Origin of the sequence: Bradyrhizobium sp. Bra64, assembly GCF_024519875.1 — a bacterium.
GTDB lineage: Bacteria > Pseudomonadota > Alphaproteobacteria > Rhizobiales > Xanthobacteraceae > Bradyrhizobium > Bradyrhizobium japonicum_G.
The window spans coordinates 144,201-165,823 of sequence record NZ_JALJRD010000007.1; the positions used below are offsets into that span (position 1 = coordinate 144,201).

A 21,623-nucleotide genomic window follows, 5' to 3' on the forward strand; every position below is an offset into this window, starting at 1 on the left:
ATCCCTTCGAGACGGCCCCTTTCGACAGAAGACCAGAAAGCGAATACGACGTGGACATCTACACCATCATCTTCCTGGCGCTGGCGGTCTTCATCTTTCTGAGGCTGCGCAGCGTGCTGGGGCAGCGCACGGGCAGCGAGCGGCCGCCGTTCGACCGCAACGCACTCCAGGGCGCCCAGGACAAGAACGTCGTGACCATGCCGGGCAAGGTCATCGACCAGGCCCCGCTCGCGCCGACGGCCGAGCCGACCCCGCCCTCCGACCGCTGGAAGGGCCTGACCGAGCCGGGCACCACGCTGGCGCAGGGCCTCGACGCCATCGTCGACAAGGATTCCACCTTCGATCCGCGCCATTTCATCTCCGGCGCCCGCGGCGCCTACGAGATGATCGTGCTGGCCTTCGCCAATGGCGACCGCCGCGCGCTGCGCGACCTGCTGTCGTCGGAGGTCTATGAAAGCTTCGATGCCGCGATCAAGGAACGCGAGAAGAACGAGCAGAAGACCGAGACGCGCTTCGTCTCGATCGACAAGGCCGAGCTCGTCGGCGCCGAGCTGCGCGACCGCATGGCCCAGCTCACGATCCGCTTCGTCTCGCAGATGATCTCGGCGACCCGCGACAAGGCCGGCAACATCGTCGACGGCAGCGCCGACACGGTCGCCGACATTACCGACATCTGGACTTTCGCCCGCGACGTCACCTCTCGCGATCCGAACTGGAAGCTGGTTGGCACCGGAAGCGCGAATTAAGGCTTTCCTGAAGACCAGCGCGACGGCGCTTTGCGCAGGTGTCGTCGCGCTGTCGTCGTTTTCGCTCGGCGCCGAAGCGGCGCGGCGGCACTATCGCAGCCATCACCATCATCTCCCGGCATTGCCTGCCGCGCCGCCGCGGGCGTTGCCGTATCCGCAGCTCCCCCTGCCGTTCGAGATTCCCGGCGCGCAATACCTGCCGCTGGCCTGGGCCGATTTGAAGGGCTGGAGCGACGACGATCATCTTGCCGCCTACAAGACCTTTCGCGCGAGCTGCCGTTCGATCAACGCGCAGAATGGCGCGGCCGAACCCAAGGCCGAAATCAAGGGCGAATCCAAAGCACTTGGCGCCTCGCTGAGAGAACCTTGCCGCGCCGCCAAATCGCTCGAGCTCACCGACGACGCCAGGGCCAAGACGTTCTTCGAGGAAAATTTTGCGCCGCTGCGCATCTCCCGGCTCGGCGAGCCCGACGGTTTCGTCACCGGCTATTACGAGCCGGTGCTGGAGGGATCGCGCACGCAGACCGATGTCTACAATGTCCCGGTCTATCGCCGGCCCTCGAACCTGTTCGTGCGCGGCTACAAGCAGGATTCGGTCAGCCTGCCGAACAAGGGCCCGGTCTATCGCAAGATCGGCCGCCGCAAGCTCGTGCCCTATTACGACCGCGCCGAGATCGAGGACGGCAAGATCGCCGGCCGTGGGCTGGAGATTGCCTGGCTGAAGGACCCGACCGATCTGCTGTTCGCGCAGATCCAGGGTTCGGCGCGGATCAAGTTCGAGGACGGCGGCATGGTCCGGCTCAACTACGACGCCTATAACGGCTATCCCTACACGGCGGTCGGCCGGATCCTGATCGAGCGCGGCATCATTCCGAAGGAAGAGATGTCGATGCAGAAGATCAGGGAGTGGATGGCGCAGACCCCGGACGGCGCCAAGGAGCTGCGGCGCCAGAACCGCTCCTACATCTTCTTCCGCGAGGTCAACCTGTCCGACAAGGACGAGGCGGTCGGCGCGCAAGGCATTCCGCTCACGGCCGGCCGTTCGATCGCGGTCGACAAATCGCTCCACGTCTACGGCACGCCGTTCTTCATCGAGGGCGAGTTGCCGATCGATTCAGAACGGTCGAAGACGCCGTTCCACCGGCTGATGATCGCGCAGGACACCGGCTCGGCGATCATCGGCCCCGCGCGCGCCGACCTCTATTTCGGTGCCGGCGCGGATGCCGGCCGCGTTTCGGGCCGGCTGCGCCATCCCATGCATTTCGTGATGCTGGTGCCGAAGGGCCTCGATCCGACGGCACGCGCCGCGCGGCTCCCGGTGCCGGACCCGCGGCCGTCGGAGAAGATTGCAAAACTTTTTCCGCAAACCGATCTTGCCAAGGATATTGCCAAGGATACTGCGAAGGATCAGGCCAAGCCTGCGGCTGCGGCCGCAGCCGTGGCGCAAGGCAAAGGCGAGACGGTCGCCGTCGCCAATCCAGTCCCGTTGCCAGTGCCGCGTCCCGTGATTGAGCCCGTTCAGGAGCCGCGGCGGCCGATCAAGAATCGCCCCCATCGACAGCAATGAAGCGATCGTCCCGTCCGCCCGTGCTGGAGCCTCGTCCCTCGCCGCGCCGCCGCGCGCTGAGCGAGGAGGAGCGCGAGCTGTGGGACACGGTGGCAAAGCAGGTCAAGCCGCTGAGGAAGCATCGGGGGGCGAAAGCGCATGCGCCGCCGCGCGCAGAGCCTTCACCCGCTGCGTCCGCCACGCGGCCTGCGCCATCGCCACGTCCGATCGCCGCTGCCCCGGCGCCGCGCGCAGCGAAGCCCGCGATACCGCCGCTGGCACCGCTCGGCAAGCGCGAGCGCACAAAGCTGTCGCGCGGCCGCAGCGAGATCGAGGCGCGGCTCGACCTGCATGGCATGACCCAGATGCGCGCCCATCGGGCTCTGACCGGCTTCCTGCACCGCGCCCACCATGACGGCCTGACCTTCGTGCTCGTCATCACCGGCAAGGGACGAAGCGGCGGCGAAAGCGGCGTGCTGCGCCGCCATGTGCCGGAATGGCTGAGCCTGCCGGAATTCCGCGCCTTCGTCGTCGGGTTCGAGGAGGCAGGTATCGGCCATGGCGGCGAAGGCGCGCTTTATGTCCGGATCAGGCGGGCGCGGTATTAGACTAGAGGCGGGCGCGGTTCACCTCTCCCGCTTGCGGGAGAGGGAGCGCACTTCCGATGCGGCTCTAAAACGGCCGGACGATTCCGACGCGCGGGATCAGTGTGATGATCAGGCCGAAGATGTTCGTCTTCCGGTCCTGCGCCGGCATCGGCGGCGTCTCGCGCGCGGCCGGCAGCATTTTCACGGCGTGCAGGATCAGGAACATGCACACCGCCCAGTTCGAGATCCAGCGCGAATAGTCGAACACCATCGCGAACATCACGAGATAGGCGAGGCTGATGCCGATCAGTGCGGCGACCACGAGACGGCGGTGCATTTCGCTCGCGAGCGCGGCGATCAGGTTCGCAAAATAACGCCACAGCGGCGTGTGCAGCCAGATCAGGAGCGCGAACACGGGCACGCCGAGGATGTTGTGCGGCAGGCGGCCCCAGGTGTCTGAGATTTCCTTCGCCAGCGGCTGGTACCAGATGTAGGCGAATTGCAGCAGATCGGTGCGCGCCGGATCGGCCATCCGGCTCTTCAGATACGCGACGAAATCCGCCTCCGGGATCGGCATCGTTCCCCAGAACTGCGCCGTGAAAAACAGTGCGGAAACGAGGGCGAGGGCGGCGATGCCGAATGCAACGTTGCTGCGGCTGCAGCCGCAGGCCAGATAATGCCTGATCACCACGATCGTGACGATCGTCGGCACATACATCAGCAGATGGATGTGGTGGATCAGCACGAGGACGATCGAGAACAGCGCGGCCAGGGCGACGAACAGCAGCGAGCCCGCCGGCACCAGCAGCAGCATGATTGCCAGCGCGCAGCCATAGATGTCGAAATGGCCGAGCGTGTGCATGAAGTTCTTCAGGAAGAACGGCGAGCCCGCGATGAAGACGAACAGCGGCAGCGTCCTGGCGGTGAAGCCGAACGTCCGCTGGAACAGTTTTGCGTACAGCCCCAGCGTTACCAGCCACGTCGCGCCGCCGAGCGCGAACACCAGCCATACCGGCACCTTGTCGGTGACCAGCGCGACGATCGCCCCGATCAGCGCGCGCTTGATGAAGCCGAAATGATAGTCGACGAGGAGATGGATGTAGGGGACGTAAGGCGGCAGCTGGATCTTGTGGATGAAGACGCCGGCAATCACCGCCGCGTTGATCGCGAGCAGGATGCGCCAGGGGTTTTGCAGGATGCGTGCGGTCACGCGGCATCCATAGCGCGGTCGCCCGGAATTACAAAATGAACCGGCTCAAATCCGTATTCTTGGCGAGGTCGCCGACGTGCTTCTGCACGAACTCCGCATCGACCTTGACGGTCTCGCCGCTGCGGTCGGGGGCGGTGAAGGAAATCTCGTCCAGCACCCGCTCCATCACCGTCTGCAGCCGCCGCGCGCCGATGTTCTCGACGGTCGAATTCACGGCGACCGCGACGTCCGCCAGCGCGTCGATCGCGCTATCGGTGATGTCGAGCGTGACGCCCTCGGTCTGCATCAAGGCGATATATTGCTTGATCAGCGAGGCCTCGGGCTCGGTCAGGATGCGGCGCATGTCGTCGCGGGTCAGCGCCTGCAATTCGACGCGGATCGGCAGGCGGCCCTGTAATTCCGGCAGCAGGTCGGACGGCTTGGCGACGTGGAAGGCGCCGGATGCGATGAACAGGATGTGGTCGGTCTTCACCGCGCCGTGCTTGGTCGAGACCGTGGTGCCCTCGATCAGCGGCAGCAGGTCGCGCTGCACGCCCTCGCGCGAGACGTCGCCGCCGACCCTGCCGTCGCGCGCACAGATCTTGTCGATCTCGTCCAGGAACACGATGCCGTTGTTCTCGACCGCGCCAATCGCTTCCAGCGTCAGCTGCTCGGTGTCCAGCAGCTTGTCGGATTCCTCGTTGACGAGGATCTCGTGCGAGCTGTCCACCGTCAGCCGCCGGGTCTTGCTGCGGCCGCCGAGCTTGCCGAAGATGTCGCCGATCGAGATCGCACCCATCTGCGCGCCGGGCATGCCGGGGATCTCGAACATCGGCATGCCGCTGCCGCCGCCTTGCGTCTCGATCTCGATTTCCTTGTCGTTGAGCTCGCCCGCACGCAGCTTCTTGCGGAAGGATTCGCGGGTTGCGGCGCTGGCATTGGCGCCGACGAGGGCATCGAGCACGCGTTCCTCGGCGGCGAGCTGCGCGCGCGCCTGCACGTCCTTGCGCTTGCGCTCGCGCACCTGGGCGATCGCGACCTCGACGAGATCGCGCACGATCTGCTCGACGTCGCGGCCGACATAGCCGACCTCGGTGAATTTCGTCGCCTCCACCTTCAGGAACGGCGCATTCGCGAGCTTGGCGAGCCGGCGCGCGATCTCGGTCTTGCCGACGCCGGTGGGGCCGATCATCAGGATGTTCTTCGGCAGCACCTCCTCGCGCAAGGAACCTTCGAGCTGCTGCCGCCGCCAGCGGTTGCGCAGCGCGATCGAGACGGCGCGCTTGGCATCGGCCTGGCCGACGATGAAACGGTCGAGTTCGGAAACGATTTCGCGGGGAGAGAAGTCTGTCATGGGACCTTAGCTAGGATCAGATGCGGGCCGGGACAAGCCGCATTTTTGCGTCAGATGATCGGCGGTCCGGATTGCCATTGTTTCACGGCCTCGACCGGATGGATCAGCATCAGGACGTTGAGCGTCAGATTGTCGCGAATGTGCAGCGCCAGCATGATTTCGAACGCGAGCCCGAGCAGGACGGTCACCGGTACAGGCAGCAGGCGCGCGGCGAGGAAGCCCAGCATCATGGACAGCGTATCGGAGATCGAATTGACGACGCTGTCGCCGAAATAATCCAGCGAGATCGTGCCGGCGCGGTAGCGTTCGATGATGAACGGCGAGTTCTCGACGATCTCCCAGGCACCCTCGATCAGCATCGCGATGATCAGCCGCGCCGGCCAGGACAGAGGCAGGAAAGGCAGCCGCGCGAACAGCAGCCAGGTCAGGCCGTAGAACAGGAAGCCGTGGAGGACGTGCGAAAAGCTGTACCAGTCGGCGATGTGCTGCGAATTCTCCGAGCTGTTGACCACGCCATGCCACAGCTTGACGTAGCCGCAGGTGCAGATCGGCACCCGGCCCATCGCAAGCAGGATCGAGGCCTGCAGCGCCAGCAGCAACAGCGCGATACCGACCCAGTAGGTTGGGGGGATCGTCGTGCGTATGCTTTGCTTGGCGCCATCGGCAATGGTCATTGGGCGCGTATCATTGCAGTGAGAGGCCGTCATGCGCAACCAGAGCGATGCTGCGCTCCCTCTCCCGCTTGCGGGAGAGGGCTGTCTCCGCAGAGGGATTCCCCCGGAGGAGAAAACCCTCACCGGGCGCTTCGCGCCGACCTCTCCCGCAAGCGGGAGAGGTTACACCGCATCCCGGGCTCCGCTGTTCAGTCACAGTTCTAGCCCGCCGCCAGGGCTTCGATGGTGACGTTGCGGTTGGTGTACACGCAAATATCCGCGGCGATGTCGAGGGAGCGGCGGACGATGGTCTCGGCGTCCTTGTCGGTGTCGAGCAGGGCGCGAGCGGCGGCCAGGGCGTAATTGCCGCCGGAGCCGATCGCCATCACCCCGGCCTCGGGCTCCAGCACGTCGCCGGTGCCTGTGAGCACCAAGGAGACGTCCTTGTCGGCCACGATCATCATGGCCTCCAGCCGCCGCAAATAGCGGTCGGTGCGCCAGTCCTTGGCGAGCTCGACCGCGGCCCGGGTCAATTGCCCGGGATATTGCTCGAGCTTGGATTCCAACCGCTCAAAGAGCGTGAAGGCGTCGGCCGTGGCGCCGGCAAAGCCGCCGATGACGTCGCCCTTGCCGAGTTTCCGGACCTTCTTGGCGTTGTGCTTGATCACGGTCTGGCCGATCGAGACTTGGCCGTCGCCGCCGACCACGACCTTGCCGCCCTTGCGGACCGTCAAAATCGTGGTGCCGTGCCAGCCCGGCGAGCTGTTTGGGGAGTCCTGCATGAATGATCCTCGTTGTCCGGCCTGATTTAGGGGGTCGGGAGCGGGGGCACAACGGGCCGTTCCGGCCCTAGATTTCGCTCACCATAGGCGGAAGTGCTGCCCTGCCGGGGCGTTCCCGCAGTAGCGAAGGCGTCATTTGGCTGTTAAAAGACCGGCGTTTTCGGCCCAAAACCATAGCGAAAGCTTTCAATGCGCACCGCGACGATCAAGCGCAAGACCAAGGAAACCGATATCGAGGTGACCGTAAACCTCGATGGCACCGGCGTGTCCAACATCGCGACCGGCATCGGCTTTTTCGACCATATGCTCGATCTCCTCGCCCGCCATTCCCGCATCGACCTCACGGTCAAGGCGGTGGGCGACCTGCACATTGATCATCACCATACCACCGAGGACACCGGCATCGCGCTCGGCCAGGCGGTCAAGCAGGCGCTCGGCAACATGGCGGGCATCACCCGCTATGCCGGCGTGCACATGCCCATGGACGAGACGCTGTCGCGCGTGGTCATCGACATCTCGGGCCGCCCGTTTCTGGTGTTCAAGGCCGACTTCCCCCGCGACAAGATCGGTGAGTTCGACACCGAGCTGGTGCGCGAGTGGTTCCAGGCCTTCGCCATGAACGCCGGCGTGACTCTTCACGTCGAGACCCTATATGGCGATAACAGCCACCATATCGCCGAATCCTGCTTCAAGGGTCTGGCGCGGGCGCTGCGCACCGCCGTCGCGATCGATCCGAAGGCTGTGGGCGAGATCCCGTCCACCAAGGGCTCGCTCGGCGGCTGACATCTCCGCTCGGCGGCGAAACGCGCCGCTTGCGGTATCACTGAATTCTTGAGAACGGGGCATCACCATGCCTGTCTACACAGTTCATGCTCCCTCCCCTGCCGGAGCCGACCTGCGCGCGACCGACAAATTCGTCTTCGTGCGCGACGGCTTCCATTTCTGGGCGATGATCTTCGGCCCGGTCTGGCTGCTGTGGAATCGGCTGTGGCTGGCGCTGATCGGCTGGGTGATCTTCGTCGCCGCGTTCAACGCCGGGCTGTCCACCCTCGGCCTCGGCCGTTTGTCGATCTTCGTCGCCGACATCATCGTCGCGCTGCTGATGGGGTTTGAAGCGTCGAGCCTGCGCCGCTGGACCCTGTCACGCGGCAGCTGGAGCCAGCTCGATGTCGTCGTCGGGGATGACGAAGACACAGCCGAGCGCCGCTTCTTCGAGCGCTGGAGCCAGAAGCAGCACGGCATCGTCAACGATCAATGGGCCGTCGATCGTGGCGGACCGCCGCCGACCCGCAACACGCCGGGTCGGCAATTCTCGAACCCGCCGCCGCTGCCGGCCGGCGGCATCATTGGATTGTTTCCAGAACCGGGAGGGTCAAGATGAGCGTCGCCATCATCGATTACGGTTCCGGCAATCTGCATTCCGCCGCGAAAGCGTTCGAGCGCGCCGCGCGTAGCATGGAGAATCCGCAAAAGGTCTTCGTCACCAGCGATCCGGACCAGGCCTATTCCGCCGACCGTCTGGTGCTGCCGGGCGTCGGCGCCTTCGCCGATTGCCGCCGCGGGCTCGACGCCGTCAACGGCATGGTCGAGGCGATCACCGAAGCGGTGCGCGTCAAGGCGCGGCCGTTCTTCGGCATCTGCGTCGGCATGCAGCTGATGGCGAGCCGCGGCAAGGAGCATGTCACGACCGACGGCCTGAACTGGATCGGCGGCGACGTCGAGAAGATCACGCCGCGCGACGAGAGCCTGAAGATCCCGCACATGGGCTGGAACACGCTCGACGTGCTGCGCGAGCATCCGGTGCTGGAGAGGCTGTCGCTCGGCCCGAAAGGCCAGCACGCCTATTTCGTGCACTCCTACCACCTCAACGCCGCCAACGAGGCGGACGTTCTCGCGCGCGCCGATTACGGCGGGCCTGTTACCGCGATCGTCGCGAAGGACACCGCCATCGGCACGCAGTTTCACCCCGAGAAGAGCCAGCGCTTTGGCCTGGCCCTGATCTCGAACTTCTTGCGATGGAAACCGTGATGCGAGCTGCTCTTGTTACCTCCCCCCTTGCGGGGGAGGTCGAACGCGCAGCGTTCGGGAGGGGGGTAAGCCCCAACGGCCATGCCTGTGGCTACCCCTCTCCCCAACCCTCCCCCGCAGGGGGGGAGGGAGCAGACCGTCTGCGCGGAAAGGACGCTGCCGACAGATGATTCTTTTTCCCGCGATCGACCTCAAGAATGGCCAGTGCGTGCGCCTCGAGCAAGGCGACATGGCGCGCGCGACCGTGTTCAACCTCAATCCCGCGGCGCAGGCGCAGAGCTTTGCCGAGCAGGGTTTTGAGTATCTCCACGTCGTCGACCTCGACGGCGCCTTTGCCGGCAAGCCGGTGAATGCGCAGGCCGTCGAGGCGATGCTGAAGACGATCAGCATCCCCGTGCAGCTCGGCGGCGGCATTCGCGATCTCAAGACCGTGGAAGCCTGGCTCGCAAAGGGCATCACCCGCGTCATCATCGGCACCGCCGCGGTGCGCGACCCTGAACTGGTGAAGGCTGCCGCGAAAGAGTTTCCCGGCCGCGTCGCGGTCGGGCTCGATGCGCGCGACGGCAAGGTCGCGGTCGAAGGCTGGGCCGAGACCTCGCAGGTGACGGTGCTGGAGATCGCGCAGCGTTTCGAGGATGCCGGCGTTGCCGCCATCATCTTCACCGACATCGCGCGCGACGGCCTGCTCAAGGGCCTGAATCTCGATGCGACGATCGCGCTGGCCAACGCCATCTCGATCCCGGTGATTGCTTCGGGTGGCCTCGCCTCGATCGAGGACGTCAAGGCGATGCTGACGCCGCGCGCCAAGAAGCTCGCCGGCGCGATCGCTGGCCGCGCGCTCTATGACGGCCGGCTCGATCCAGCTTCTGCCCTCACCCTGATCCGCAACGCGCGCGGCTAGGAGACATCCGATGTTCAAGGTGCGCGTGATCCCCTGCCTCGACGTCAAGGACGGCCGGGTCGTCAAGGGCGTCAACTTCGTCGATTTGCGCGATGCCGGCGATCCCGTCGAAGCGGCGATCGCCTATGACGCCGCCGGCGCCGACGAGCTCACCTTCCTCGACATCACCGCGACCCATGAGAACCGCGGCATCATGCTGGACGTGGTCCGGCGCACGGCCGAGGCCTGCTTCATGCCCGTCACCGTCGGCGGCGGCGTGCGTGAGGTCAACGACATCAAGACGCTGCTGCGTGCGGGCGCCGACAAGGTCTCGATCAACAGCGCCGCGGTGTCGCGTCGCGAGTTCGTCAAGGAAGCCGCAGAAAAATTCGGCGAGCAGTGCGTGGTGGTCGCGATCGACGCCAAGCGGGTCAAGCGCGCCGGTGGCGGAGAGCGCTGGGAGATCTTTACCCATGGTGGCCGCAACTCGACCGGGATCGACGCCATCGAATACGCCCAGGAAGTGGTCTCGCTCGGCGCGGGCGAGATCCTGCTCACCTCGATGGACCGCGACGGTACCAGGCAGGGGTTCGACCTCCCGCTGACCCGAGCGATCGCCGACAGCGTTCCCGTTCCGGTGATCGCCTCGGGCGGCGTCGGCAATCTCGATCACCTGGTCGACGGTATCCGCGACGGCCACGCCACCGCGGTGCTGGCCGCCTCCATCTTCCACTTCGGGGAATTCACCATTCGCGAAGCCAAGGAGCACATGTCCCGGCGCGGGCTGCCCATGCGCCTCGATGCCTGACGACTCCCGTCGATAAAAATGCTAGATCAGCCGGTGGGGACCGGCTGTCACCCGCCAAGGTCATCAGTCAGGCCGCGTTTTCCGAGTATTCTGAATGCCGCGTTTCACGATCCACGATCTGGCCCAGACCATCGACGCCCGGGCGGCGGCCGGCGGCGAGGCCTCGTACACCCGCAAGCTCCTGGACAAGGGCGCCGAACATTGCGCCAAGAAGTTCGGTGAGGAAGCAGTCGAAACCGTCATCGCAGCAGTCGAAAACGATCGCGATCATCTGATCGCTGAAGGCGCCGACCTGCTGTACCATTTCCTTGTGTTGCTCAAGGCCCGCGGCGTAAAGCTGGAGGAGGTCGAGGCCGCACTGGACAAGCGGACCAATATGTCTGGGTTGGAAGAAAAGGCGTCGCGCAAGGGCGGCAACTAGCCGAGGTGGAGAGTCGCGTCATGGATATCCGCGCACCCGAGCAGCAGTATAATCCGTACCGTGTCTACACGCGCGAGCAGTGGTCGCGACTGCGCGACGACACGCCGATGACGCTGGAGCCCGGCGAGTTCGACCGGCTGCGCTCGCTGCACGATCGCCTCGACCTGCAGGAGGTCGAGGACATCTACCTGCCGCTGTCGCGCCTGTTGTCGATCTATGTCGATGCGATGCAGCGCCTGTATTACGCGGAGCGCCAGTTCCTCAACATCCGCGACCGCAAGATGCCCTACATCATCGGCGTTGCCGGGTCGGTCGCGGTCGGAAAATCCACCACGGCACGCGTGCTCCAGGCATTGCTGGCGCGCTGGTCGCCGCGTCCCAAGGTCGAGCTGATCACCACCGACGGCTTCCTGTATCCCAATGCCGTGCTCGAACGGCAGGGCATCATGCAGAAGAAGGGTTTTCCCGAGAGCTACGACCTGCCGCTGCTGCTCAGCTTCCTCTCCGACATCAAGGCCGGCCGCCGCCACGTGCGGGCGCCGGTCTATTCGCATCTGACCTACGACATCGTACCGAACCAGTGGGCCGAGATCGACCAGCCCGACATCCTGATCGTCGAGGGCGTCAACGTGCTGCAGACCGGCAAGCTGCCGCGTGACGGCAAGGCCGTGCCCGTGGTCTCCGACTTCTTCGATTTCTCGGTCTATATCGACGCCGAAGAGGCCGCGCTGCGGCAGTGGTACATCAGGCGTTTCCTGTCGCTGCGCGACACCGCGTTCACCAATCCAAAATCCTACTTCAACCGCTATGCGCTGTTGTCCGACGAGGAAGCCACCGCCACCGCGATCGCGATCTGGGAGCGCACCAACCTCGCCAATCTCGAGGACAACATCCTGCCGACCCGCCCCCGCGCGACACTGATCCTGAAGAAGGGCGCGGATCACACGGTGGCGAGCGTGGCGCTGCGACGACTGTAGAGCTCGGTGTCGCAGGGTGGGCAAAGGCGCGAAGCGCCGTGCCCACCATCCATCCGCATTGTCGAACGTGAATGGTGCGCACGCCACGCTTTGCCGACCGTACGAGATTCGCGCCTGCCACCACATCGTCACTGCGAGCGCAGCGAGGCAATGCAGAATCTTTCCGTGGTGGCAGTCTGGCTTGCTTCGTCGCAAGGGCTCCCCGCAATGACGGCGGACAGCCTTTCTACACCGCGATCTGCCGCGACGCCGCCAGCCCGGCCAGCGCCTCCTCCAGCTTCTCGCGATCGAGCGGCTTGATCAGGAATCCGTTCATGCCCGCCTCGAAGCAGGCGTAGCGATCCTCCACCAGCGTATTGGCGGTGAGCGCCAGGATCGGCGTGTGGGGGCCACCCTTGGCTGCCTCATGCGTGCGGATGCGTTTTGTCGCCTCGATGCCGTCGAGCTGCGGCATCTGGATGTCCATCAGGACCAGATCATAGGGCGTGCCGGCCGATGATGCCGCAAGCCAGGATTCCAGCGCGTCCTCGCCATGGACCGCGATGACGACGCGGTGGCCGAGTTTCGTCAGCAGCGAGCGCATCAACAGCGCGTTGATCTCGTTGTCCTCGGCGACGAGGACCGAAAAGCCCTTCGCCGGTGCCGCGCCGGTGGATTGGGCCGGTGGCTCCGGCGCCAGATCGGGCGAGGCGACCTCCGGCGTCAGCGCGAGGCGTGCGGCCAGCGAGGCCGCGCGCAGCGGCTTCACCAGGAAGCCGGTGAAGGCCGGCGAAATTTTCTCGTGACGCGAGCCCGACGTCAGCAGCACGAGGCGTTGCATCGCATGCGCCCGGGCGGCCTCGCCGAGGCGGTCGGCGATGGCAGCGCCGAGCGCACGGTCGATCAGCACCGAATGCCACGAGCGCTCCGGCAGCAGCGCTTCGGCCACCGCTGCGTCCGCCACCATGCAGGTCTGGCCACCCCAGCGCTCCAGCCGCCGCGCGATCAGCGAGGCCTCGATGCCGTCGGCAATCAGCAGGATCGACTTGCCCGTGAGGTCGGGACTGGGGAACGCCGTCTGTTCCGCGCCGATCTGCGATGACGCCAGCGGCACCGCGACCTCGAAGGTCGCGCCCTTGCCCGGCTCGCTCGTGAGCGTGATGCGACCGCCCATGCGCTTGACGATCCGCTCGCTGATGGCAAGCCCGAGCCCCGTGCCGCCATAGGTGCGCGCGACGCGCTCGTCGGCCTGTTCGAATTCGCGGAAGATGCGCGACTGCGCCTCCGGCGCAATGCCGATGCCGGTGTCGCGCACCAGAAAGCAGATCTCGTTCGGCCAGATACCGGGTTCGACGATCAGCGCGACGCCGCCGCTCGCGGTGAACTTGATGGCATTGCCGGCGAGGTTGAGCAGCACCTGGCGCAGCCGCGCGGCATCGCCGACCACCTCGAGCGGCAGGCGCTCGTCGACATAGGCGGCGATCTCCAGCTTCTTGGCCTGTGCGCGGGGCGCGAGCAGCTCAGTGATTTCCTCGATCAGGGCGGAGAGCGCGAAGGGACGCTGCTCGAGATCGAGCTTGCCGGCTTCGATCTTGGAATAGTCGAGCAACTCCTCGATCAGCGCCATCAGCGCTTCGCCGGAGGTCTTCACGGCCCTGGCGTAGGTCGCCTGCTCCGGCGTCAGCGTGGTGTCGAGCAGGAGCCCGCCCATGCCGATGATGCCGTTGAGCGGGGTGCGGATCTCGTGCGACGCCATCGCCAGGAAGCGCGATTTGGCGCGGTTGGCGGCGTCGGCCTGGTCGCGCGCGTCGGACAGCGCGCGCTCGGTCTCGGTGCGGTCGGTGACGTCGCGTCCGACGCTCTGCAATTCGGCGGGCTGGCCGGCGTCGAGCCGGACATAGCCTTCGCGCCAGGCGATCCAGCGCGCGCCGAGCGGGGTTGTGATCTTCTGGTCGTGAATACGCGTGCCGTTGCTCTCGCGGGCGCTGTCGCCCTGCTCCAGCACGTCGAAGTCGAAGCGCGTGCCGACCAGCGCGCCGCGCGCCTGCCCCGCGAGTGCGCAATAGGCGTCGTTGGCAAAGGTGATGCGGCCCTGACGATCGCGCAGCACGATCAAATCGCCCTGCTGCTCGAACAGGCTGCGCGCGCGCTCTTCGGCTTCCTTCAGTTCCCAATTGCGGTCGATCAGCGCCTCGTTGTGAGCGGCGAGCGAGCGCATCCGCTTGTTGACGAAGCGCAGCCGCATGCTGAGCGTGGCAAGGCCGAGGCAGGCGAGCGCGAACAGGAAGCTCGCGCCGATCGCAAAGGTGTTGGGATCATAGCCGGAATTCTCGGACCGGCTGCCGGAGACGAAACCATAGGCGCCGCCGAACGTCGCCGAGAAGATCATGAAGGAGCGAATCGCGAAGGCTATGCGGGGATGCTGCCGCCTGAAGCGGCGCATGCGCACCTTGATCCGGAACGTCCGACCCATCGCCACCGACCCCGACTCTTTTGCGAAATTCCGCCACCGCCGCCCGCGACGATGTCGCCTCGACCTTGCGAACAGTTTGAGGCTTCGCCGCTGCCTCCAAACAGGGTTGACGAGGTGTTAATGCGTCAGAGCGAGGCGGCCTGCAGCGGGAGAGGGCGGTGGCCGCCGCGAGCACCGACGATCAGGGCCGCGGCCTCGCGCTGCGAGAACGTCTTCGAGCGCACATAGATGCGGTAATCCGCCGGTCCCTCGGTGGAGAGATAGATCACCTGGCCGCCGTCGACGGGCTGCGCGGCAATCGAGATGAGGCGGGTCGAAGGATTGGCCTGGCAGGACTCCGATTCCGAACCGGGCCCGTCGTCGACGACGGCGAAGTCCGCCGCGTCCGCATCGTCGGTGATCTGGACCCGCACCGTGGCCCGCGCGGGGTCTTCGGTGAAGGCGACATGCATGCCGGCGGTCCAGAACAGCGACGTCAGCTCGACCGAAGTTTCGCCCAGGGCGATGCAGGGATGCGAGACCGATCCGGTCTCACTGCGTGCGAACACTACGGCCGCCAACAGGGGAATGACCGAGGCCAGGACCTTGAAACGCAACATGACACGCTACTCGCCGGGCCCTGTACGGGAACTGATGGGCCTTATGGTTTGCAGAGCGTAAAGGAAACTCGTTACCGCCGGGTTGACGCGCGCGGCCTTCAGGCCATCTGGCGCACATCCTCCGCGAGTGCGCGGTAGGACAGCGCCTCGGCCAGATGCAGCCGGCCGATCTTCTCGCTGCCGTCGAGGTCGGCGAGCGTGCGCGCCACCCGCAGCACGCGGTGATAGCCGCGCGCCGACAGCCGCATGGTCTCGGCGGCATCGCGCAGCAGCTTCTGGCCCTGTGCGTCCGGCTTGGCGATCTGTTCCAGCACGGAGGCCGGTGCTTCCGCATTGGTGCGAACACGCGGCAGGCCCGCATCCGCATAACGCGCGATCTGGATGTCGCGCGCCGCCGCGACGCGCGCGGCGACTTCGGCCGAGCCTTCGGCCGGCGGCGGCAGGATCAGATCGGCTGCGGTGACCGCGGGAACCTCGATGCGCAGGTCGATGCGATCCATCAGCGGCCCCGAGATGCGCGCCTGGTACTCGCCGGTGCAGCGGTCGATGCGGCCGCGCTTGCAGGCATAGCCGGGTTCGAACGCATTGCCGCAGCGGCAGGGATTCATCGCGGCGACGAGCATGAAGCGGGCAGGGTAGGTGACGCGGTGATTGGCGCGCGACACCGAGACCTCGCCGTTCTCCAGCGGCTGGCGCAGCGAATCCAGCACGCGCGGGTCGAACTCGGGCAGCTCGTCGAGGAACAGCACGCCCTGATGCGCGAGCGAGATCTCGCCGGGCCTTGCGCGCATGCCGCCGCCGGTGAGCGCGGCCATGCTGGCGGAATGATGCGGCGAGCGGAACGGACGCCGTGCCGTCAGCGCGCCGCCTTCGATCTCGCCGGCAACGGAGGCGATCATCGAGACCTCGAGCAGCTCGCCCGGCGACAGCGGCGGCAGGATCGAGGGCAGCCGCGCCGCCAGCATCGATTTGCCGGCGCCGGGCGCGCCGATCATCAGGATATGGTGGACAATTAAATTACTATTTGTTAATAATTACAGATGGTTATAGTTCACCCATCGGCCCGCCCGAAAGCCTTCTCCTACGTCCGGATGTCCACCGACCTTCAGCTGAAGGGCGATAGCCTTCGCCGTCAGCGTGAAGCCTCCCGGAAATACGCCGAACAGCACGGCTTGGAGTTGGTCGAGGACGATCGTTGGCATGACATCGGTGTCTCGGCCTACTCCGGCAAAAATATCGCATCCGGGAGGTTTGGCGAGTTCCTGGAGGCTGTTCGGGCGGGCGAGATCGAGAAGGGCTCGTACCTGCTTCTCGAATCTTTCGACCGAATGAGCCGCCAAGAGCCGATGATCGCCCTGAAGCCATTCATGGAGATCGTCGAAGCGGGCTTGATTCTGGTCACCCTGGACGATGAGCGCGTCTTCACGGGCAAGATCAGCTTTGAAGACCTGATCATTTCGATCGCCAAGATGAGCCGGGCCAACGAGGAGTCAGCTCGCAAGAGCGATCGTCTGTCCCAAGCCTGGAAGGCAAAGCGGGCCGTCATCGGTCAGAAGAAGCTGACCGCAAGGTGCCCAAGCTGGCTGCGCCTGACCCCGGATCGGATGGGTTTTGAAGTGGTGGAGGACCATGCTGCCGTGGTCCGCCGGATTTTCGATGAGGCTGCATCTGGAATCGGTACGTTCACGATCGTTCGCCGGTTGAACGAAGAAGGTGTCCCGACCTTCACCGGCAAGGGCGGATGGCAAAACTCGACCGTCAACAAGATCTTGAGCAGTGCAGCGGCGATCGGAACGTTCCAGCCGAACCGCATGGAAGGCGGGAAACGGACTCCTGACGGCGATCCGATTCGCAACTATTTCCCCCGAATCGTGCTCCAGCCTGTTTTCGAAGCGGCGCAGCGCGGTCGGCTCGAGCGCAAGACCAAGCCCGATAAGGAAACAGGTAAGAAGGGCAGCGGCGGCTCGAAGGGGAAGCACTTCACCAACCTGTTTTCGAAGTTGGCGGTCTGCGACTACTGCGGCAAGCCAATGCACTATCAAAACAAAGGCACGCCGCCCAAGGGGCAGTCGTACCTCGTGTGCTCGAATGCACTCCGGAATATCGGATGCGAAATGACCGGCCGCTGGCGCTATGACCAGTTCGAGTCGACGTTCTTGTCATTCGTCGAGCAGCTCGATCTCGCCTCGCTCGTCTCGTCGAGTGAACATTCGTCAAAGCGCAATGAGGTGGCGTTTCACCTTGATGCTGCTGTGGGCAAAGTGAGACTGTTGGAGGACGAGCAGCACAAAGCTTACGAGATCGGCCTGAAAATGGCGGATTTTGACAGCGCATTCATCGCCGAGCGGATAAAGAAGGCTGAACTGGAGCTGGTCGCAGCGAAGAAGCAGGAGAAGCAACTTCGCCACGAGATGTCGGTGCTCGACCAGACGGCATTGACGTATTACCGGCACCCCGACCAGGTTGCGGGGCTGATCGAGCGTGTGCGGGCCGCCAGAGGTGGGGATGTCTACAAGCTCCGCGCTCAGATCGCATCGAGGCTGCAATCGTTGATCAGCGAGTTGCGCCTGACCGTGGACCCTGACACACAGCGCTTTGAGGTGGTCTTCCGAGATGGTCAGAGCATGACACTCTTCGTCGATCCTGAAGACCCGGCGAAGTTCATCCAGAAAGTCAGTGGGAAGGCGCCGGATTTCGACGTGCTTTCCGCAGATGGCACCGTTTTCCAACTGCCAGCCGACGAACCAGCTCTGGACGGGAAATAAAGAATCCCGATCAGGTCACTCAGAGAGCTAATATTTCCCCAGTGGGATTCGCGGTCTTGAGGTGCTCGCTTGAGGCTAGTCGGGTTCGTAGCAGGAGGCAAAATGTTAGATGCATTCATCCGCAAGCGTTCCGACGTTCCCGATAAATTAAAGGCTGACGGCGCGCAGTTGATCGTCGAAGATGCCATTACGTCCGCGTTATTCACTCCAGTTCGTTTTATGTCACCAGCGGACGTCTTCAAGATTGTCGCACTACTCGCAGGAGAGAACGATGCTAGCGAGCCGGATTGGACCAGTGTGCAATTGTGGCCAATGCTCGACGTGGCTCCCGGATACCGGAATAAACGATACGTCGAACCTGACGTGCTGATTGATCTTCATTATGGTGATCACACTCTGCGAATCGTAATCGAAGTCAAATGGGATGCGGCCTTCGGAGAAGACCAAGTTGAGATGCAGATAGCGAGCGCAAGCCGCGATCTAAAAGTAGGTGACAAACTCCAGCACTTGTCCATCGTCAAGTACGGTAGCAGCGATGCACAAGCACGTGGCAAGACTAGCCTACGCCAGTGGTCAAGCATATTAGTTGACCTGATGTCTGCCAAAAGCCGAGTAGCTCACTCGCCTCGACCTGCTTGCTTCGTCGAGTGGTGTGAGAGCGCAGCATCCTTTCTGAGAATGCAAGGGATTGGGACCTTCAATGGCGTCGACGTCCTTCAATTGAAGGACGTTGAACGCGTAGGAGGCTTTTTGGAATATTTTCAATGGGCAACTCTCAAACCCATACAGCGAGAATCTGAGTCTATCAGTTGGAGGTGAGCACCAATGTCGATCGTGTTTGATTCCGTCGCGAACGTAGCCAAAGTAACTCAAGAGCTTGAACACTTGCCACAGTCTGCAAAAGACCTGTTGGGCTCGCGCATTGGGATGCAGCTGGGAACTTTCTCCTGGAACAAGCATGCGGAATGGGCAGGTTCAGGAAAGTGGACGTGCTGTTGGACTTCAATGGGCGCCGAGGTGTCGAGTGATCAACCCAAGGGAGTGAAGCCTTTGGGGCGAGTCATATTATGTACCGATCTATATCGTCAGAGTTCGCCGGGGGTTCCAAGGCGTAAGCTGGAACACGCTGAATCGTCCCTCCTTACATGCTGTTTCATAGCTGGTACGGGCGTCCAAGAAGAAGTTACGTACTTTGTTCGATTTCTGAAATTCGATACGTGCGGTTGGCCCATCGAGTCCGCTTCATACGATAGGCACTTAGGAGGCAGATTGCTCGTCTACAAGCAACCCGAATCAGGGGAGCAACCGTGGACCAAGCGATCATGGGTATTTGCAGTGCCGCTAGAGGCGATTCGAGACCAAGAAGCCTTCCGTAATGAGATATCCGATCCCTTTTGGGCTATTCTGCATGGCGATCTGACGAATGCGTTTCCACCCAGGAGCCTAGCTTGCGCGTTCCCAACATCATAGCATGCTCAACCGTCGGACATAGTTCTTGACCGTCTGCGGGTAGAATTTTCGCCCGGTCGCCGTCGTTATTCCCGCGTCGTTCAGGTGCCGCGCAATTTCGCTGTAAGGTCGCCGCAATAGATCCGCATCCAGTTTTTGCCTGAGCTGAGATGCAAATTCGTCAGCAGCCTTGCGGTTCTTCGCGGCCAAATTCCTTCCGTTTAATCCTAGAATCTTGCCTCGACGTTTTGCCTCGGCCAATGCTGCCTTCGTTCGTTCGGAGATCAATCGGCGTTCTTCTTGAGCGAGAGCGGCAAATATATGCAGCTGGAAATCTGTGGCATTGGGCATTTCAGCGCAAACCAGGCCGATGCCTTGTTCAAGAATGCTGGCGATGAAGCTAACGCGGCGGGAAAAGCGATCGAGACGCGCGATGACGATCTTTGCGTTCTCCCGCTTTGCTAGCTGGATTGCCTTCTGCAATTCTGTGCGGGAATCGTCCTTCCCGGATTGGATATCGCAGAATTCAGCGATCAGTGTGCCGGCGCCTGCAACGAAATCAGCGATCTTGCGACGCTGAGCGGCTAAGCCAAGACCAGACTTGCCCTGGCGTTCGGTGGACACACGGAAATATGCGATGAATTTTGACAAGTGCCCCTCATAGGTAAGCGAGGGGCGTGATCATCCAAACGAAAAACTCAGACAACAGATCGTTTGAAGCATCTAGAGCCCGTTGATCAGCCGCCATCCTTCCGTTCTGAATGGTATTTCTTGAACTCGACGCGCTCAGAGAGTGCAGAGGGGCGACACCGGCTTCTTCACCGGCCCGCACACGCACGTCATGGGCCGCAGGATCGACACGAGTGGTGTATTCATTGACAAGAACGATGCCGACCATTCGTTTGATCTCATGGCCTACTGGAAAGCATTTACGCCGTGGATGCACCAGCATCATCACAGGCGAGCCGATCAACGCCGACCTCGCCACATCGCTCGGTAAATCGCCTTTCAGAACGCTGTAAGCGCCTACGGCTCGCGCTGGCTCTACATCATTTCCGCAGTTGACCGGCAGCCCGATTCTCGGCTCGTAAAGCTCATTTTGTGCGGGATACACCCTTGAATCACAGCCGCGTGACCTTGTAACCGGAACTTCTCCTGCCCAGATTCCCGCCAACCGCCGAGGAGGGCCGGGAAATGATCACAGAGGACGACTTTTTAGCTGCTGCTGACTGTCCGCCCGATCTGGCGTTTGTGCGCCTCGAGCGCAAATTCCGGGAAATGCTGGAGAGCAACCTGGAGAGCTCTCAGAGCGGCAACATGTACGAGCATTTCGTCATTGAGTACATGAACCACACGTTGGCAGCCGCCAACGCCCTTGGTCTGGATATTCTGGAGTTCTTCTCAGTCCCCGACCCCAACAACACCTCGAACCTGACCCAGACCTACAACCACTTCCGCCAAGTGGTCGACGGCTACACCGTCGGGGTCCACATCAGGAATATCCGGGTCGGGCCGGCAACGTCGCTGCCCTTCGACGAGCACGAAAAGAAGCACATCCGGGCCTACGTCACGAAGATTAAGGAAATCGTCGACGCCTCAGCCCTGGAGGCCGCGAAAAAAGAGGCGCTGATGAACCGCCTCAACGCCTTCCTTGCTGAGGTCGATAAAGACCGCACCTCGATGCAGCGCTTCCAGGACTTCATCATGTCGCTTGCCAAGACCACGGCCGACGCAACCGAAGAGCTGGAGCCGACTTGGAAATGGGCACGGCTCATTGCCGCCATCTTCGGTGTCCGCCAGGACACGGAGAACGCCAAGCTGCCGCCGCCGCCGAAACGGATCGAGAGGCCCAAGCAGCAGATACCGCCGCCGTCTGCACGTAACGGCACCAGGCGGGCTGATATGGACGACGATATCCCCTTCTGATGAACTTGCGGCAGGACATCTACAAAGCCTCCCGCGAGGGGCAGGATAAGTACACGTACTTCCTGCTGGCCGCCGCCGGCGCAGCCATCGCCTTTGCCGTGACGCAGTCGCAGACGGCGACGCTGTCCTGGTCAAAGCTGCCGCTTGCCCTTGCCGTCCTATCGTGGGCTTTCAGCTTCTATGCCGGGTGTAGGCAGCTTCGCGACGTGGCCAACGTCGTGAGCGCGAATTACGACATGCTGCGGGTCCAGGAAGGGATCCACCCCCAGTATCCCAATCACCCACAAGTCGTCGAAATTATCGAGGAGGCTGTGCGTGAACTCGCCGACAAGACCGGCAGGTGGGGCGTGTGGCAGTTTCGCTTTCTTATCCTCGGAGCGGTCTTTTACGTCCTCTGGCACGTCACTGAAATGGCGCTGCGCACCCCCGGCTTGACCGTCCCTTATCTCGGGTACTCATAG

22 protein-coding genes and 1 pseudogene are annotated in these 21,623 nt (G+C 63.3%); 14 read left to right on the forward strand and 9 right to left on the reverse strand.

Features of this window, described 5'->3' with window-relative positions; genetic code table 11:
* The first annotated feature begins 50 nt into the window (after positions 1-50).
* Genes NR187_RS21345 through NR187_RS21355 form a run of 3 tightly spaced genes read left to right on the forward strand, consistent with a single transcriptional unit; the run spans position 51 to position 2,900 of the window.
* Positions 51-746: a Tim44/TimA family putative adaptor protein gene (locus tag NR187_RS21345; protein WP_211383772.1), complete on the forward strand. Its 696-nt coding sequence runs from the start codon at positions 51-53 to the stop codon at positions 744-746.
* Positions 724-2,313: a murein transglycosylase A gene (locus tag NR187_RS21350; protein ID WP_256807478.1), complete on the forward strand. Its 1,590-nt coding sequence runs from the start codon at positions 724-726 to the stop codon at positions 2,311-2,313. Before NR187_RS21345 ends, NR187_RS21350 begins: the two co-directional genes overlap by 23 nt.
* Positions 2,310-2,900, forward strand: a complete 591-nt coding sequence (locus NR187_RS21355; RefSeq protein ID WP_211383774.1) for a Smr/MutS family protein — start codon at positions 2,310-2,312, stop codon at positions 2,898-2,900. The genes NR187_RS21350 and NR187_RS21355 overlap by 4 nt, the downstream gene beginning before the upstream one ends.
* 64 nt (positions 2,901-2,964) lie before the next feature.
* On the opposite strand, the gene NR187_RS21360 is transcribed toward NR187_RS21355, so the two are convergent.
* The 4 genes from NR187_RS21360 to hslV form a co-directional block, all read right to left on the reverse strand.
* Positions 2,965-4,089 (reverse strand): hypothetical protein, encoded by a 1,125-nt coding sequence (locus NR187_RS21360; protein WP_211383775.1) that lies wholly within the window; start codon positions 4,087-4,089, stop codon positions 2,965-2,967.
* Between the two features lie 28 nt (positions 4,090-4,117).
* The gene (gene hslU / locus NR187_RS21365; RefSeq protein ID WP_211383776.1) at positions 4,118-5,422 is read right to left on the reverse strand and encodes an ATP-dependent protease ATPase subunit HslU; all 1,305 of its coding nucleotides are present in this window, start codon (positions 5,420-5,422) and stop codon (positions 4,118-4,120) included.
* A gap of 50 nt (positions 5,423-5,472) precedes the next feature.
* The gene (locus NR187_RS21370) at positions 5,473-6,096 is read right to left on the reverse strand and encodes a DUF2585 domain-containing protein (protein WP_211383777.1); all 624 of its coding nucleotides are present in this window, start codon (positions 6,094-6,096) and stop codon (positions 5,473-5,475) included.
* Between the two features lie 200 nt (positions 6,097-6,296).
* Positions 6,297-6,857, reverse strand: coding sequence for an ATP-dependent protease subunit HslV (gene hslV / locus NR187_RS21375; protein ID WP_211383778.1), 561 nt, complete (start codon positions 6,855-6,857; stop codon positions 6,297-6,299).
* A 189-nt stretch (positions 6,858-7,046) separates the two neighbouring features.
* Between hslV and hisB the strand changes: the two genes are divergently transcribed.
* The 7 genes from hisB (at position 7,047) to coaA (ending at position 11,971) form a co-directional block, all read left to right on the forward strand.
* Positions 7,047-7,640 (forward strand): imidazoleglycerol-phosphate dehydratase HisB, encoded by a 594-nt coding sequence (gene hisB, locus NR187_RS21380; RefSeq protein WP_028150158.1) that lies wholly within the window; start codon positions 7,047-7,049, stop codon positions 7,638-7,640.
* A gap of 67 nt (positions 7,641-7,707) precedes the next feature.
* Positions 7,708-8,238 carry a DUF2628 domain-containing protein gene (locus NR187_RS21385; protein ID WP_256807480.1) on the forward strand — a complete coding sequence of 177 codons (531 nt, stop codon included), beginning with the start codon at positions 7,708-7,710 and terminating at the stop codon, positions 8,236-8,238.
* Positions 8,235-8,885, forward strand: a complete 651-nt coding sequence (hisH, locus tag NR187_RS21390; RefSeq protein ID WP_211383780.1) for an imidazole glycerol phosphate synthase subunit HisH — start codon at positions 8,235-8,237, stop codon at positions 8,883-8,885. The genes NR187_RS21385 and hisH overlap by 4 nt, the downstream gene beginning before the upstream one ends.
* A gap of 166 nt (positions 8,886-9,051) precedes the next feature.
* Positions 9,052-9,786 (forward strand): 1-(5-phosphoribosyl)-5-[(5-phosphoribosylamino)methylideneamino]imidazole-4-carboxamide isomerase, encoded by a 735-nt coding sequence (hisA, locus tag NR187_RS21395; RefSeq protein ID WP_256807482.1) that lies wholly within the window; start codon positions 9,052-9,054, stop codon positions 9,784-9,786.
* Between the two features lie 10 nt (positions 9,787-9,796).
* Positions 9,797-10,573 carry an imidazole glycerol phosphate synthase subunit HisF gene (gene hisF / locus NR187_RS21400; protein ID WP_256807484.1) on the forward strand — a complete coding sequence of 259 codons (777 nt, stop codon included), beginning with the start codon at positions 9,797-9,799 and terminating at the stop codon, positions 10,571-10,573.
* Positions 10,574-10,667: 94 nt separating this feature from the next.
* Positions 10,668-10,994, forward strand: a complete 327-nt coding sequence (locus NR187_RS21405; RefSeq protein WP_211383782.1) for a phosphoribosyl-ATP diphosphatase — start codon at positions 10,668-10,670, stop codon at positions 10,992-10,994.
* A 20-nt stretch (positions 10,995-11,014) separates the two neighbouring features.
* Complete coding sequence (coaA, locus tag NR187_RS21410; RefSeq protein ID WP_211383783.1) at positions 11,015-11,971, forward strand: type I pantothenate kinase; 957 nt, start codon at positions 11,015-11,017, stop codon at positions 11,969-11,971.
* Positions 11,972-12,197: 226 nt separating this feature from the next.
* Here coaA and NR187_RS21415 read toward each other — a convergent pair whose 3' ends face one another.
* The 3 genes and pseudogenes from NR187_RS21415 to NR187_RS21425 form a co-directional block, all read right to left on the reverse strand.
* Positions 12,198-14,423 carry an ATP-binding protein gene (locus NR187_RS21415; protein WP_256807485.1) on the reverse strand — a complete coding sequence of 742 codons (2,226 nt, stop codon included), beginning with the start codon at positions 14,421-14,423 and terminating at the stop codon, positions 12,198-12,200.
* A 125-nt stretch (positions 14,424-14,548) separates the two neighbouring features.
* Positions 14,549-15,022 (reverse strand): hypothetical protein, encoded by a 474-nt coding sequence (locus NR187_RS21420; RefSeq protein WP_211383785.1) that lies wholly within the window; start codon positions 15,020-15,022, stop codon positions 14,549-14,551.
* Positions 15,023-15,120: 98 nt separating this feature from the next.
* Positions 15,121-16,029: pseudogene (locus tag NR187_RS21425) on the reverse strand (YifB family Mg chelatase-like AAA ATPase); the annotation flags it as partial.
* 33 nt (positions 16,030-16,062) lie between these two features.
* On the opposite strand from NR187_RS21425, the gene NR187_RS21430 reads away from it, so the two are divergent.
* Positions 16,063-17,787, forward strand: coding sequence for a recombinase family protein (locus tag NR187_RS21430; RefSeq protein ID WP_256807487.1), 1,725 nt, complete (start codon positions 16,063-16,065; stop codon positions 17,785-17,787).
* A 102-nt stretch (positions 17,788-17,889) separates the two neighbouring features.
* On the forward strand, positions 17,890-18,606 hold the full coding sequence (locus tag NR187_RS21435) for a hypothetical protein (RefSeq protein WP_256807490.1): 717 nt from the start codon (positions 17,890-17,892) through the stop codon (positions 18,604-18,606).
* Between the two features lie 645 nt (positions 18,607-19,251).
* Here NR187_RS21435 and NR187_RS21440 read toward each other — a convergent pair.
* Positions 19,252-19,887, reverse strand: coding sequence for a recombinase family protein (locus NR187_RS21440; RefSeq protein WP_256807491.1), 636 nt, complete (start codon positions 19,885-19,887; stop codon positions 19,252-19,254).
* Positions 19,888-19,894: 7 nt separating this feature from the next.
* Positions 19,895-20,350: a hypothetical protein gene (locus NR187_RS21445; protein WP_256807492.1), complete on the reverse strand. Its 456-nt coding sequence runs from the start codon at positions 20,348-20,350 to the stop codon at positions 19,895-19,897.
* Between the two features lie 80 nt (positions 20,351-20,430).
* On the opposite strand from NR187_RS21445, the gene NR187_RS21450 reads away from it, so the two are divergent.
* Positions 20,431-21,162, forward strand: a complete 732-nt coding sequence (locus NR187_RS21450) for a hypothetical protein (protein ID WP_256807493.1) — start codon at positions 20,431-20,433, stop codon at positions 21,160-21,162.
* The gene (locus NR187_RS21455) at positions 21,162-21,623 is read left to right on the forward strand and encodes a hypothetical protein (RefSeq protein WP_256807494.1); all 462 of its coding nucleotides are present in this window, start codon (positions 21,162-21,164) and stop codon (positions 21,621-21,623) included. The genes NR187_RS21450 and NR187_RS21455 overlap by 1 nt, the downstream gene beginning before the upstream one ends.

Coding starts and splice junctions, on each gene's coding strand:
- NR187_RS21355 (WP_211383774.1), top strand. CDS start 2,310: ATGAAGCGATCGTCCCGTCCGCCCGTGCTGGAGCCTCGTCCCTCGCCG.
- hslU (WP_211383776.1), bottom strand. CDS start 5,422: ATGACAGACTTCTCTCCCCGCGAAATCGTTTCCGAACTCGACCGTTTC.
- NR187_RS21370 (WP_211383777.1), bottom strand. CDS start 6,096: ATGACCATTGCCGATGGCGCCAAGCAAAGCATACGCACGACGATCCCC.
- hslV (WP_211383778.1), bottom strand. CDS start 6,857: ATGCAGGACTCCCCAAACAGCTCGCCGGGCTGGCACGGCACCACGATT.
- hisB (WP_028150158.1), top strand. CDS start 7,047: ATGCGCACCGCGACGATCAAGCGCAAGACCAAGGAAACCGATATCGAG.
- NR187_RS21385 (WP_256807480.1), top strand. CDS start 7,708: ATGCCTGTCTACACAGTTCATGCTCCCTCCCCTGCCGGAGCCGACCTG.
- hisH (WP_211383780.1), top strand. CDS start 8,235: ATGAGCGTCGCCATCATCGATTACGGTTCCGGCAATCTGCATTCCGCC.
- hisA (WP_256807482.1), top strand. CDS start 9,052: ATGATTCTTTTTCCCGCGATCGACCTCAAGAATGGCCAGTGCGTGCGC.
- hisF (WP_256807484.1), top strand. CDS start 9,797: ATGTTCAAGGTGCGCGTGATCCCCTGCCTCGACGTCAAGGACGGCCGG.
- NR187_RS21405 (WP_211383782.1), top strand. CDS start 10,668: ATGCCGCGTTTCACGATCCACGATCTGGCCCAGACCATCGACGCCCGG.
- coaA (WP_211383783.1), top strand. CDS start 11,015: ATGGATATCCGCGCACCCGAGCAGCAGTATAATCCGTACCGTGTCTAC.
- NR187_RS21415 (WP_256807485.1), bottom strand. CDS start 14,423: ATGGGTCGGACGTTCCGGATCAAGGTGCGCATGCGCCGCTTCAGGCGG.
- NR187_RS21420 (WP_211383785.1), bottom strand. CDS start 15,022: ATGTTGCGTTTCAAGGTCCTGGCCTCGGTCATTCCCCTGTTGGCGGCC.
- NR187_RS21430 (WP_256807487.1), top strand. CDS start 16,063: ATGGTTATAGTTCACCCATCGGCCCGCCCGAAAGCCTTCTCCTACGTC.
- NR187_RS21435 (WP_256807490.1), top strand. CDS start 17,890: ATGTTAGATGCATTCATCCGCAAGCGTTCCGACGTTCCCGATAAATTA.
- NR187_RS21450 (WP_256807493.1), top strand. CDS start 20,431: ATGATCACAGAGGACGACTTTTTAGCTGCTGCTGACTGTCCGCCCGAT.
- NR187_RS21455 (WP_256807494.1), top strand. CDS start 21,162: ATGAACTTGCGGCAGGACATCTACAAAGCCTCCCGCGAGGGGCAGGAT.